This window comes from Mycolicibacterium arenosum (assembly GCF_024320865.1).
Classification (GTDB): domain Bacteria; phylum Actinomycetota; class Actinomycetes; order Mycobacteriales; family Mycobacteriaceae; genus Mycobacterium; species Mycobacterium arenosum.
In genome coordinates this window covers 218,356-231,111 of record NZ_JANDBD010000003.1, presented here as the reverse complement: position 1 = coordinate 231,111, position 12,756 = coordinate 218,356, and the positions used below count along the sequence as shown (strand labels likewise).

Genomic DNA, 12,756 nt, shown 5'->3' with positions numbered 1-12,756 from the left:
TTGATGGACAGCGGTGCGCGACCATCGCCGGGATATAGGGGGTTTCCCTACGTTTTCCGTGCGTGCGGGGTGTTCTCGACGGAAACCGCCGCAGCGTGTGCGCGGGCGATCAGACTCACCTCATGGCGTCGCTGGTGTTCACCGAACTGCTGGGCGGTGGTGTCTTCGAGATCGACGCGGGCCTCGACGAGTCGTCGCTCAGGACTCTCGGCGGCGGTGGCTTACGCGGCCCGTCCGGCCCCGGCCGCGACCCGTCCGGTGCGGTGGTGGTCGCCGAGATCACCGGCGACGGCATCGCACTCGCCGACCAGGGCGGCGCCTGGACGCTCTTCGGCACGTCCGGTGCCGGCGACGGACAGTTCCGACGGCCGGCGGCCGCCGCGTTCACAGGTGGCGGAATGGTGGTTCTCGACAGCGGCAACTGCCGCCTGGTGTTCCTCGACGACATCGGCGGATCCGGTTGGAGCACATACGGGCACCGCGGCATGCCGTCGGCGACCAACCCGGCAGTGGGCGCGTACGCCGATCCCCGTGGGCTGGCTGTCGACTCGTCCGGCCGCATCTGGGTCGCCGACCCCGGCTCACAGCGTCTGACGAGAATCGACCGAAGCGACGGCAGCGGGTGGTGCCGTATCTCGTTGCCACCCGCATCGGCGCCCTCGCTGCCCTACGGACTGTGCGCGTTCCGCGACGGTGTCCTCGTCCTCGATGTCGGCAACCGGCGGGTGCTCGTGGTGGACGACGTCGACACGGTGGAGGTGGCGCTCGACGATCCGTCGATCGTGTCGCCGGGTTTCGTCGCCGCGGTCAACGACGACGACATCGTGCTGGCCGATCTACGGGCCAACGAGTTGCGTCTGGTGCAGTTCGACGGCGCGGGCTTCGTCGACGTCGCCAGACTTCGCGGCAGCCCACCCGATGTCGTTGTACCCCTATTCGATTCGATCGGAGGTGTCGGGGCGTGAGCGATTCGATGCGCATCCTCACCTACAACGTTCAGATGCGGTCGGCGCTGATGGAGATGGGCGCCCCACCGTCGATCCCCCCGGTGTACACCGCGCCGCAGCGAGCGGCGCTGATCGCACAGGCGATTCTCGACAGCCCCGAGGAGATCGACGTCGTCTGCCTCAACGAGGTGTTCGACGAACCGGCCCGTGTCGTCCTCAGCGACCTGCTGAGTACCGAGTTCCCCTACCAGGTGGCGAAGGCCGACACGTTCCACACCCGCATCGTGCGGCCACCCGCATTCGTCGGCGACATCGTCGAGGACGTCTGGACACTCACGCTGGGCGAACTTCCCAACCTGGCCGGCCTCGCCCTCGGCAAGTTCGAGGACAGCGGGCTGTTCCTGGCGAGCCGATTCCCGTTCGCGACCGTGCCCGCACCTCCAGCGGTGATTCCGCTGCTTCCAACGGTTTTCGGGCGCAAGGTTCCAGTGGTGCGGTTCCTGATGTACCGAGACGCGTCCGACAACGACAAGTTCGCCGCGAAGGGCGTGCTCTACGTGCGCCTGCAGCCGCCCGATGTCGACGAGCGCCACGTGTTCATCAGCCACACGCAGGCCGACACAGATCGCGCGGGCGAGAACGTCGGCGACCGACGCAAGCAGATGCAAGACGTCGCCGGGTTCGTGGAACGGTGTGTCGAGGAGAGCCCGCCGTTCGCGAAGGAGGTGTTCTTCCTCGGCGACCTCAACGTCGTCGGCTACGCGGACCTCGACGACGCGTCGCATCCCTCGGGACCGGACCCCGAGTGGACGACGTTGTTCGGACGACCGGGCGCACCGCTGTACGAGCAGCTCGTCGACCGGTGGGGCCGCGACCAGTGCCCCGGACTGGTCAGCGGACGCAACGACCCCGGTTTCACCGCCGACGCTGTGTACACGCCGTATCGGCAGCGCCTCGATTACGTGTTCAGTTCGGCGACAAGCAGACTCGTCGCGCAGCACGTGCGCATCGACCGCGCGTTGGCCGATCCGCACGGGGTCCTGCCGTACCTGAGTGACCACCATCCGTTGCGCGCCGACTTTCACTCGGACGAGCCGTTTCGCACGCCCGCAACCGCGTTCGACATACCGAACAGGGTGGACTTCACTCGCAGCTCGTCGCTCAACGCGGGCCGCGTCGACTGGTACCGCGTCGACGAGGCGGGCACCTACGACATCGACCTCTTCAACACCTCCGCCGAGGTCGTGTTCGAGGTGTATCTCGGCGACGACTTCTCCACGCCGCAACCGCCGTACCGCGTCGACGACGATCCGGAACGTGCTCCGCGGTTCGTGCTCGTCGCGCCGTTCTTCATCAAGGTCTTCCTGCCGGACCGGCACGGTGAGAGCAACTACACGCTGCGCACCCATCGACACGAGGGCAGGACGTGGCGTGACGCGATCGTGCTGGTCCCCGAACAGTCGCGCACGGAGTGGTTTCCGAACCGTCGCTTCAACCTCAACACCGCCGACGCCGACTGGGACGACAGTGACAGCAAGTGGTTCCTGGTGGAGACGCCGCGCATTCCGCTGCCGAATCCGGTGGAACTGTCCGTCGACGTGCAGTTCGCGGTCGTCGTCGACGCGGGAGTGCCCGCCGACGTTCAGCTGACCGTCGGCCACTGGGATGGGGTCACCCCGCCGGCGACGCTCCTCACTGAGGCCGATCCGGGTAGCGATCCGCGGGTCGTCTGGGAGGCGAAGGAGAACGAGCACTTCTTCGTACTGGTGCGGCGGCTCACCGACGTCTCGAAGAAGGTCAGCTTCACCATCGTGCACCGCGCACCGATCAACCTGCTGATCGCCCGGCCGGCCGTCGACACCACGCTGACGTGCCAGAAGGAGACGTCGGGCTGGGGCGCCGACGACATCGCGCTGCGGGTACGTGCCGACGGCACCGTGATCGCCGACGTCCCCAACTCGATCATCGGCGACTTCGAGGACGACTCGGTGCGTACCGTCGGCGACAAGATCGCCGAACCGATCACCACGTACCTCGAGGGCATCGAGGTCGACGTGATCGAGGAGGACGACATCGACGACAACGACGTCGGGACTGGCGTCATCCCCCGAGTCGAGGACGCGCACGCCGCCGCCGGGTTCACCGTGCTCCACGAGGGCATCGACGGCCGGATCTCCGGGAGTCTCCGGATCCGGGTCGACGACGGCTGGTACGCGTTCACCTGCGCGATATCGCGGTGGCACCCATCAGCATGAGTGCCCCCGACTAGTACTCCACGAGGAAGTTGCCGATCAGCGCGATCGTGTTGCCGTCCGGGTCGCTGAGCCTGGCGATGTCGACGCCCTTGTTCACGCTCTCGACCGCACCGGGGGCCAGGCCGTTGGACGTGGCGTCGTCGACAGCTGCGGCCAGGTCGTCGACCGCGAAGTTCAGCAGGCCGGAACCGGCGCGTTCGTGATCGACGAAAACCTGCACCCAGCCTCCGGGAACCACCTGCCACTCCACCAGGGCGGGCATCGGATTGTTGTCGGCAGGCCGGCCGAAGAGCTTTGCGTACCAGCGTTCCGCCGTGTCGATGTCCGACACGGGAACGACGGCGAGTAGATGGTCGAATGACACGGTTGACTCCCTTGCTTCACGAGTACTGACCCGCCCGGACGGCGAAACTCGTCGGTGAGGCGGGCACATCGGGTGGGTACCCGATCAGCGGACAATCGCACTACGATTCGCCGATGAGTAAGAAGAAGCCCGCCAAGAAGCGCAAGCGCCTCGACGGCAAGCTGCCCAAGGACGTCTACGAGGCCGAATTATTCCGTCTCCAAACGGAATTCGTGAAGTTGCAGGAGTGGACCCGACACACGGGCGCACGCGTCGCGGTGGTCTTCGAGGGCCGCGATGCCGCGGGCAAGGGCGGCACCATCAAGCGCATCACCGAGTACCTCAGCCCGCGCGTCGCCAGGATCGCCGCGCTGCCCGCGCCCACCGACCGGGAGCGCGGTCAGTGGTACTACCAGCGCTACATCGCCGAGTTGCCCGCCAAGGGCGAGATCGTGCTCTTCGACCGGTCCTGGTACAACCGGGCCGGCGTCGAGCTGGTGATGGGATTCTGTACGCCGCAGGAGCACACGCTGTTCCTGCGGCAGACCCCGATCTTCGAGCAGATGCTTCTCGAAGACGGCATCCTCCTTCGCAAGTACTGGTTCTCGGTGTCCGACGACGAGCAACTGCGACGGTTCAATCCCGGATGAACGACCCGGTCCGGCAGTGGAAACTCAGCCCAATGGACCTCGAGTCGGTGTACCGCTGGGAGGACTACTCGCGGGCGAAGGACCAGATGATGGTGCATACCGACGTTCCGGAGAGTCCTTGGTACGTCGTGGAGTCCGACATCAAGAGGCACGCCAGGCTGAACATGATGGCGCACCTGCTGTCGACCATCGACTACGAGGAGGTCGAGCTTCCGAAGGTGGAGCTACCGGAGCGGCCGATCCTGAGCCAGACCTACGAGCGGCCCCCGCGTTCGCTCTCCACCTACGTCGACGATCACGTCGCCACGTTGATCGGGGATCGCGAGTAGGCCCAGCGTGTTCCGGCGTCTTTCACGTACCGACCTTGCGGTACGCGGGCGGCAGGGGCATGCCCCGCTCCGCCATCACCTGCCGCAACACGGTGGGATAGTCGGTGATGATGCCGTCGGCCCCGGCGTCGATCTGCGCGTTCATGCTGCCGGCGTCGTTGATCGTCCAGGGAATCACCTTGAGCCCCAGCGCATGTGCGCGGTCGACGAATGTGCTGTCAGCCACCAGCGCGAAGCCGGGATCCTTCGGTGTCAACCCGTACGGTACCGAGTATCCGGGCGAGAGAACGTTGGCCCCGACGAGGGTCGCGGCCGTAATCGGGTCACCGACCACCGCCGGATCGACTCCGTTCAGCCACGGTGAACCCGGCACCCAGGTCGTCTCGTCCCAGAGTGCGACCAGGGGCACGGAGGGTTCCCGCGCCCGCACCATCGGCAGCGTCCGCCAGTCGAAACTCTGGATCTCGACCTTGTCGAGCTTGCCGGCCGAGCGGACCGCACCGAGTATCACGTCGACGAAGTCGGCTGGCGGCGCTGATGTTTCGGGCCTCTCCGCCTCCACCTTGGTTTCGATGTTGTATCGCACGTTCGCACCGTAGGAGTCGGCGAGCGCGAACACCTGCGGCAGCGTGACGATCCTGTTACCGGTGACCACCTCGGCTTTCGGGAACGCGGCCAGCAGTTCACCGCAGTCCAGGGTGTTCAGTTGTGCCGCGGTGAGGTCGACCACCAGCTTGCCGACATAGGGGTATTGCGGATCATCGGGGAACAGGGGTGCGGTGTCGGCGCACTTGTCCGCCTGGATCACCGGGTCGTGCCAGACCATCGGCTGGCGGTCCCTCGACAGGACGATATCGAGTTCCAGCGTGCTCACCCCGAGTTCGAGGGCTTTCGCGAATGCCCGCAGTGACTCCTCGGTGGTTTCACCGCGCCCTCCGCGATGTGCCTGCAGGTCGAAGTCGGATGCCGCGGCCACGGCGTTCGCGGGTGAGATCAGCGCTGCGATGACGGCGCCGGTGCCGAGAGTACGAGCGACGGTAGTGCGGGGTGGCCTCATCCGTCGACGCTAACCCGCTGCCGGAACCTCGAGGGTCTGGTCGAGCCGAAGCCGCGGTGATCGATCGAGCCCCGCGTTAGTCTTCGCACATGATCGCGGGCGACAAGGCGCCTAACTTCACCCTGTCCGATCACACCGGTCGGCCCGTGGCGTTGTCCGCGCTCCTCGCCGGGGGACCGGTCGTGTTGTTCTTCTTCCCGATCGCGTCCTCGCCGATCTGTACCGCCCAGGCGTGTCACTTCCGGGATCTGAGCGACGAGTTCGCCAGGGTGGGCGCCCAGCGGGTCGGCATCAGCACCGACACCGTCGGCAGGCAGGCCCACTTCGCCAGGCAGCGCTCCTTCGACTATCCGCTGCTCTCCGATGCGGACGGGGTGGTGTCCGAGATGTTCGGGGTGCGCCGGGGCAGATTCGCCAAGCTCAGAACCTCCGTCGCGGCACGCGAGACGACCCGCCACGGCAGGCACACGCGGCGCCGCGGCGTGCTGGCCCGGTTGATGCCGGTCCGACGGACGACCTTCGTCATCGGCACCGACCGGACCGTACTCAAGGTCGTCTCGAACGAGGTGCGCGCGTCGGTCCACGCCGACGAGGCCCTGCGGTTCCTCGAGGAGCACACCGCCCTCCATGGCGGGTCGACGCCCGCGGAGCCGGACACCGCGCAGGGGGATGCGGCGGCCGACCGCATCGACTCCGGCATCGACCTGGCGCTCGAAGCTCCGATCGAAGCGGTACACAGCGCGGCGACTCCGCCGAGTTGGCCGAGAAACGATGTGCGGGGTCAGATCCTCGCGTGGTGCGCGCACCGCACCTCGGTTGCGGAACTCGCCGCCCGGCTGGCCCTGCCGCTCGGTGCGACGCGGTTCCTGGTCGACGACCTCGTGACGCAGGGGTACCTCCGGGTGCACGCCCCACTGGGGGACACGATGTCGATCGCCGAACGACGCGAGTTGTTGACGAGAACCCTGGCCGGTTTACGCGCCCTCTGAGGGTTGACGCGGGTCGGCATCGGCGTTTGCCGAGCACCGGAAAATTATCGCTGGAGACGATTTCTCGATTACCCTCATCGGCCTTCCGGTTTAGCGATGTACTTTGTCGTGAATCACTCTCGCTGTCGTTGCTCACCAAGGGAGGACCATGGACCGCCCGTTGCGATTCGGCGTCAGCACCCCCGGTGGACCGCTGGCTGTCGAGGAGTTGCGGTCGGTCGCGCGCGTGATTAGCCGTAGCCTCGATATCGTGCTGTGGTTCGAGGATTTCGCCTCGCCACCGCCAATCGCGGAATTTGCTGTGGCCCGTCGGTGGGGCGCGCGTCCGATTGTCACCTGGGAGCCCTGGCTGTGCCGCGGCCATGCCCGGAATGTCTCCTCGGAACCCTTCCAACTCATCGTCGAGGGCCGCTACGATGCCTACCTTCGACGATGGGCCGACGAGCTTCGGGACTTCGGTTCCACCGTCTACGTGCGATTCGCTCACGAGTTCAACGGCACCTGGTATCCGTGGTCACCGGCGGGCGGCACCTCGGCGTCGGCGTACACGGCGGCCTGGCGGCATCTGCACTCACTTTTCGCGGCCCACGGCGCCGCCAACGTGAGGTGGGTCTGGGCGGCCGATGCCTCCAGCGAGCAGGAGGGTGCGCTTCAGGACTGGTATCCCGGCACCGACTGCGTCGACGTGCTGGCCGTCGACGGCTACAACTGGGGTACCTCACTGCCAGGGGCGCGCTGGGTCACGCCACCCGATCTGTTCGCGAGGCCCCTCGAGCAGCTGCGCGGCATAGACGACGGCAAGCCCATCCTCGTGACCGAGGTGGCGTGCGCCGAGGCGGGCGGAGACAAGCCGGCCTGGATCGGGGACCTCGTACGGGAGCTGTCCGGCCAGCGAAACGTGACCGGGTTCGTGTGGTTCGACCACGACAAGGAAACCGATTGGCGGTTGACGAGCTCGCCCGAATCGGCGCAGGCCATGGCGGCGGCGTTGCAGGACGTGGCGGCGTGACGGCCGCCGAGTTGAACGTCCGGTTCGCATTGCCGCCGGACGTCGAGGACCACCGGGTGCGGGCGGTCGAGCAGCTGGAGATGCTCGACTCGCCACCCGAGGAGCGGTTCGCGCGGATCACCCGGATGGCGCGCACGGTCTTCGGCATTCCCATGGCGGCGGTGTCGCTGCTCGACCGCGACCGCCAGTGGTTCAAACAGGTCGACGGTCTGGAGCTCGGTGACAACGGCAGCATTCCCAAGGGCAACACGGTGTGTCAGGCGACGATCGCGCGGGCGTACGACAACCCGAACAACCCCGCCCTGATCCTGGAGGACGCCACCGAGAGCGAGTTCGCAGCCGTACCCGGAATCGGCGGCGAGGACGGCATCCGGTTCTACGCGGGCTACCCCTTGTACGGGCCGGGCGGTCACGCCGTCGGGACGTTCTGCATCTACGACACCGTTCCGCGGGCGCTGAGCGACGCCGATCTGGAGACTTTCACCGAGCTTGCGGCGTGGGCGCAGCGGGAGCTGGAGCGCTCCGACGACCTCGATCGGGCGTCCTCAGTGCAACAGCAGCTACTGCCAAGGGAATTGGGGGATCTCACCGGCTACACGGTGCGCTCGATGTGCCTTCCCGCGTATGCCGTCGGCGGCGACTTCTACGATCACTACCGGGTCAAACGGGGCGTCGTCTTCACCGTCGCCGATGTCATGGGTAAGGGACTCGGTGCCGCCATTCTCGCGGCGAGTGTGCGGTCGGCACTGCGCGCCGCATCGCGCGCGGTGGATCAACTCAACGTCGAGGTCGACCTGGCCGACGTCGTGACTTCGGTCGCCGAGCAACTGGCCGACGACCTGACGCTCACCGAATCCTTCGTCACCGTCTTCCACGCCCGGCTCGACGTAGAGCGCGGACTGGTGAAGTTCGTCGACGCCGGACACGGATTGGCGGTGATCGTGCGGGCGGACGGCTCCGTCGAGCCGCTCCACAGCGCGGGGCTCCCCATGGGAGTGCTGCGCGACGACGTCTGGCAGTCGGTCGAGGTGCCACTCAACCCCGGCGACACCCTGGTGATCGCATCCGACGGGGTGCTCGACCTGGTCGGCGACGGCGTCGACGTGCGGCCGGCCTTGCGGTTCGTCGCCGAGCACCCGGGCCCCGACGACTTGTGCAAGCAGGCGCGCGCTTTGGCGGCTGCGCGGCCGCCGCTAGACGATGTCACCGTGGTCGCGGTGCGCCGGGAGCCGGTGTGACGCGGCACCGGCTGCCCGAGCAGTCACCGGGCACCTACCCGTCGCCGGGTATGCGGCTGCTCATCCTGGTGACCACTCTGCTCGGCGTCAACTACATCGTGTGGCGGTGGCTCGCGTCGGTGAACTGGGCGGCGTGGTGGATCGCGGTCCCCTTGGTGATCGCCGAGACCTACAGCGTGATCGACTCGCAGTTGTTCGGGCTCACCATGTGGCGGCTGCTTCGCCGCAACGCACCGCCGCCTCCGCCCGAGGGCGCCACCGTCGACGTCTTCATCACGACGTACAACGAGCCGATCGAGATGGTGATGGAGACCGCCGCTGCGGCCCAACGGATTCGGTATCCGCACACCACGTGGATCCTCGACGACGGGGCCCGCGACGAACTGGCTGCAGCGGCCCGCCAGCAGGGCGTCGGGTACATCACGCGGTCGGCGCACTGGACCGACGACAAGCCGCGGCACGCCAAGGCGGGCAACCTGAACAACGCCCTGCTCGAGACGCACGGCGAGTTCATCCTCGTGCTCGACGCGGATCAAGTGCCCGACCCGAAGCTGCTGGACAACACGCTCGGCTACTTCCGCGATCCCTACATGGCGCTCGTGCAGACGCCGCAGTACTTCCACAACGTTCCGCTCAGCGATCCGCTGGGGAGCCAGGCGCCGCTCTTCTACGGGCCGATCCAGCAGGGCAAGGACGGCTGGAACGCCGCCTACTTCTGCGGATCGAACGCCGTGCTGCGGCGCGAAGCCCTGATGCAGCTCGGCATCTCGAGCTATGTCGCGGCGGTCGAGGAGGGCGTCAAGCGCACCCTCTACACCGCGCGGCGGATCCTGAAACACGCCGCTGCTCAGGATATGTCGGATCAGCCCGAGCTTAAGGCGGCCTTGGCCTCGGTGCAGCAGGCGGTGCGTGAGGCGCGCAGGCAACTGCACGACAAGCAGCCTCTCGCCGAGATCACGTTCGAGTTCCAGCAGAGAGTCGACGCCGCCGCACGCTCGGTGGTCGATCGGGACGTCAGCGCCATGCGCGCCGATCTGGAAGCCATCGCCGCCCTCAACGAGGACCCCGAAACCACGGCTACGACGGTGCTCTTCGACGACGAGGCGTTGGCGTCGCTGGCCGGGCGTGAGTGGTCGCCGTTGGGCGCGATCGAATCGATCCAGGCGATGATCCGCGCCGTGGACGTCGGTCGTGACGACGAAGCGCAACCCGTGCTGCCGATGGCGACGATCTCGGTGACGGAGGACATGGCGACCTGCATGCGTATGCACGCGATGGGTTGGCGGTCCGCCTACCACCACGAGGTGCTGGCCAAGGGGTTGGCGCCGGACGACGTGCGCACGATGCTGACCCAACGGCTGCGCTGGGCGCAGGGCACCATTCAGGTGATGTTGCGTGAGAACCCGTTTCTGAAGCGGGGTTTGAGCATCGGCCAGCGGTTCATGTACTGGGCGACGATGTACAGCTATCTCGCCGGATTCGCCGCGCTCGCGTATTTCGCCGCGCCGGCGATCTACCTGGTGTTCGGAATCATGCCGGTCCAGGCGTACAGCTGGGACTTCTTCGGCCGGTTGATCCCGTTCCTGCTACTCAACCAGTTGATGTTCTTCATCGTCAGCCGCGGGACCCCGACGTGGCGGGGGCAGCAGTACAGCTTGGCGCTGTTCCCGGTGTGGATAAAAGCCTGCTACACGGCGTTTCTCAACGTGTTCTTCGACCGTCCGCTGGGATTCGCGGTGACTCCGAAGACCCGTCAGGAGGTCGGTGCGGTGCCCTGGCGCCTGGTGAAGTGGCAGCTCGCCACCATGGCACTGCTGGTTTTCGCCTCGGTCATCGGAATCATCCGCCTGTACCTCGGCGCCAACTCCGTTCTCGGCGTCGGGGTGAACCTGTTCTGGGTGATCTTCGACATTCTGATCCTGAGTGTTGTGGTGCAGGCGGTGCGCCACCGCGGACACGTAACGGAAGGGACATGATGAGCCGTTTTCCCACGCGGACAATCGAATCGGGGGTGGTCGTGGTACGGCCGGAGGGGCGGCTCAACATGGTGGCGGCGCCCGCGTTGCGGAAGGAGCTGAACGGTCTCATCGAATCCGGGGCGACGCGCGTCGTGGTGGACCTCTCCGGCGTTGAGTTCATCGACTCATCGGGGTTGGGTGCGCTCATCTCCGGGCTCAAGGCGGCGCGTCAGGCCGGAGGCGACCTGCGCATCGCCCGGCCCACCAAACAGGTCAGCACGGTGCTCGACATCACCAACCTCAACCGTGTGCTGACCGCATTTCCCGATCCGGAGGCGGCATTCGATGCCTAGCCCGGAATCGGCGCACGTGCTCGAGACCAACACCGGTCCCGACACGTTGGCGGCCATTCAGGCCACCCTCGACGAGGTGTGGTCGGCACACGACGTACCGGAACTGGTGCGGATGCATGTGGATCTGGCCGCGGGGGAGATCGGCGCCAATATCGTCGAGCACTCGGCGGACGGGCGTTCGGTCCGAATGCGGATGGAGGTCCGGGTGTCACCGGAGGCCGTCCGGACGACGTTCACCGACGACGGTCGGGCCACGCCGATCGATCTCAGCGAGCTGGCGATGCCCGACGACATGTCCGACCGCGGCCGCGGCCTGGCCATCGCGTACCGGGTCCTCGACGAGCTGTCCTATCGCCGCGACCGCGAGGGTAACCACTGGACCCTGGTGCGCGTGCTCGAGGAGTAGCCGGCCCACGCGCGTGAGCGCAATGCGCACAACCAGGGTAAACGCGAGCAAGATCCGGTTGTGCGCACAAGCGCGCCACCGTGCCCGCACCGGCTTAGCTTCAATCTCGTGAATCGAATCCCCCTCGGGGACAACAGAGATTGGAGACATCCCGTGTACACCTTCAAACGCATCATCGCAGGACTCGTGGTTGGCACCGCCGTGACCGTCGCCCCCGCGGTCGCCATGGCCGCTCCCGCGTTCGCCTCGCCGAAGGAGAACGTCATGACGGCTGCCGCGGAGCACGATGCCGCAGAGAACCTCGCGCACGCTCACCACGGAGCGGGCCTCGGCACCGCCCACGCCCAACACGACGTCCTCCGCGTGTCCCGCGCCGGCCACATGACGTTCAAGGACGATGGCGGACACCAGATGACCTACGCCCGGCACGTTGCGGCGACGGCGGAGAGGCCCTGACCGGGCGTACTTTCCGCTCCTTACCCGAAGTGCCCTGCTGCCTGGGCTACGGTGAGCGCATGTCCGAATCCGACGGCGGTGATTTCGAATTCGAGCGGAAGTTCTTCGTCCGCGAACTGCCGGCGTCGGCGTTATCGGATCCCACTCCCGCCGTGATCGTGCAGGCGTACCTGTTCGCCGCCGACGGGTACGCCGTCCGGGTGCGGGTGCAAGGGCCCGCTCCGCGGTCGGGCGGCGACACGTCCGCCCAGCTGCTGGAAGCCGTGGGCGAGGAGTGGATAGGGACCATGACCGCCAAGGGGCCCGCGATCGGTGGCACCCGCTACGAGGCTGAGCGCGAACTCGATCCACTCGTCGCGGCGGAGATCGTGCGGCGTTCCGAACACGTCGTCGCCAAAGTCCGATACTCGATGTGGTTGGGCGAGGACGGGTGGATCATCGACCGGTTCCTCGGCGGCAACGCGCCGCTCCTGCTCGCCGAGGTCGAACGAGCCAGTCCCGTCGTCGGTCTCGCCATTCCCTCGTTCTGCGTGTCCGAGGTGTCCGAGGACGACCGGTTCCGCAACGAATACCTGGCCCACCAGCCGTTCGGCGCCTGGGTCGGCGAGTACGTCCGTGATCTCGACCGGCTGGGCCCCACCTTCGTCGACACGCTGGGCTCGAATCGGTTCGAAGACACCTGAGCGACTCGCTTGGCGATCGACGGTCAGCGCTCGGACACGCTGCGTTCGAGTTCCGGATTCGTGTCGGCCCCCTTATTGTGTGC

General features: G+C 66.9%; 12 protein-coding genes and 1 pseudogene. 11 read left to right on the top strand and 2 right to left on the bottom strand.

Going from position 1 to position 12,756, the window contains the following annotated elements; translation table 11 throughout:
• The first annotated feature begins 62 nt into the window (after positions 1–62).
• Together NM203_RS08305 and NM203_RS08300 are read left to right on the top strand one after the other, a co-directional pair.
• Positions 63–965, top strand: coding sequence for an NHL repeat-containing protein (locus NM203_RS08305; RefSeq protein ID WP_255059357.1), 903 nt, complete (start codon positions 63–65; stop codon positions 963–965).
• A complete protein-coding gene (locus NM203_RS08300; protein WP_255059355.1) occupies positions 962–3,202 on the top strand; it encodes an endonuclease/exonuclease/phosphatase family protein in 2,241 nt (746 codons plus the stop codon). The genes NM203_RS08305 and NM203_RS08300 overlap by 4 nt, the downstream gene beginning before the upstream one ends.
• Before the next feature lie 10 nt (positions 3,203–3,212).
• On the opposite strand, the gene NM203_RS08295 is transcribed toward NM203_RS08300, so the two are convergent.
• Entirely contained in the window at positions 3,213–3,566 is a 354-nt protein-coding gene (locus NM203_RS08295; protein WP_255059354.1) for a VOC family protein, read from the bottom strand.
• A 113-nt stretch (positions 3,567–3,679) separates the two neighbouring features.
• Between NM203_RS08295 and ppk2 the strand changes: the two are divergent.
• Positions 3,680–4,524 (top strand): annotated as a pseudogene (gene ppk2, locus NM203_RS08290) (polyphosphate kinase 2).
• A 22-nt stretch (positions 4,525–4,546) separates the two neighbouring features.
• Here ppk2 and NM203_RS08285 read toward each other — a convergent pair.
• Entirely contained in the window at positions 4,547–5,581 is a 1,035-nt protein-coding gene (locus NM203_RS08285) for a glycerophosphodiester phosphodiesterase family protein (protein ID WP_255059353.1), read from the bottom strand.
• A gap of 89 nt (positions 5,582–5,670) precedes the next feature.
• Here NM203_RS08285 and NM203_RS33100 point away from each other — a divergent pair, with 89 nt between their 5' ends.
• From NM203_RS33100 to NM203_RS08240, 8 genes are all read left to right on the top strand, one after another.
• Positions 5,671–6,570, top strand: coding sequence for a peroxiredoxin (locus NM203_RS33100; RefSeq protein WP_303624314.1), 900 nt, complete (start codon positions 5,671–5,673; stop codon positions 6,568–6,570).
• Between the two features lie 148 nt (positions 6,571–6,718).
• Positions 6,719–7,579, top strand: a complete 861-nt coding sequence (locus NM203_RS08270; RefSeq protein ID WP_255059352.1) for a glycoside hydrolase family 26 protein — start codon at positions 6,719–6,721, stop codon at positions 7,577–7,579.
• The gene (locus NM203_RS08265; protein ID WP_255059350.1) at positions 7,576–8,817 is read left to right on the top strand and encodes a GAF domain-containing SpoIIE family protein phosphatase; all 1,242 of its coding nucleotides are present in this window, start codon (positions 7,576–7,578) and stop codon (positions 8,815–8,817) included. Before NM203_RS08270 ends, NM203_RS08265 begins: the two co-directional genes overlap by 4 nt.
• A 50-nt stretch (positions 8,818–8,867) precedes the next feature.
• The gene (locus NM203_RS08260; protein ID WP_255059721.1) at positions 8,868–10,793 is read left to right on the top strand and encodes a glycosyltransferase; all 1,926 of its coding nucleotides are present in this window, start codon (positions 8,868–8,870) and stop codon (positions 10,791–10,793) included.
• Positions 10,793–11,128, top strand: a complete 336-nt coding sequence (locus NM203_RS08255; protein ID WP_255059720.1) for an STAS domain-containing protein — start codon at positions 10,793–10,795, stop codon at positions 11,126–11,128. Before NM203_RS08260 ends, NM203_RS08255 begins: the two co-directional genes overlap by 1 nt.
• Positions 11,121–11,534, top strand: coding sequence for an ATP-binding protein (locus NM203_RS08250; protein ID WP_255059348.1), 414 nt, complete (start codon positions 11,121–11,123; stop codon positions 11,532–11,534). The genes NM203_RS08255 and NM203_RS08250 overlap by 8 nt, the downstream gene beginning before the upstream one ends.
• 153 nt (positions 11,535–11,687) lie before the next feature.
• A complete protein-coding gene (locus tag NM203_RS08245; RefSeq protein WP_255059347.1) occupies positions 11,688–11,990 on the top strand; it encodes a hypothetical protein in 303 nt (100 codons plus the stop codon).
• Between the two features lie 59 nt (positions 11,991–12,049).
• Positions 12,050–12,673: a CYTH domain-containing protein gene (locus NM203_RS08240; RefSeq protein WP_255059346.1), complete on the top strand. Its 624-nt coding sequence runs from the start codon at positions 12,050–12,052 to the stop codon at positions 12,671–12,673.
• Positions 12,674–12,756: the final 83 nt, after the last annotated feature.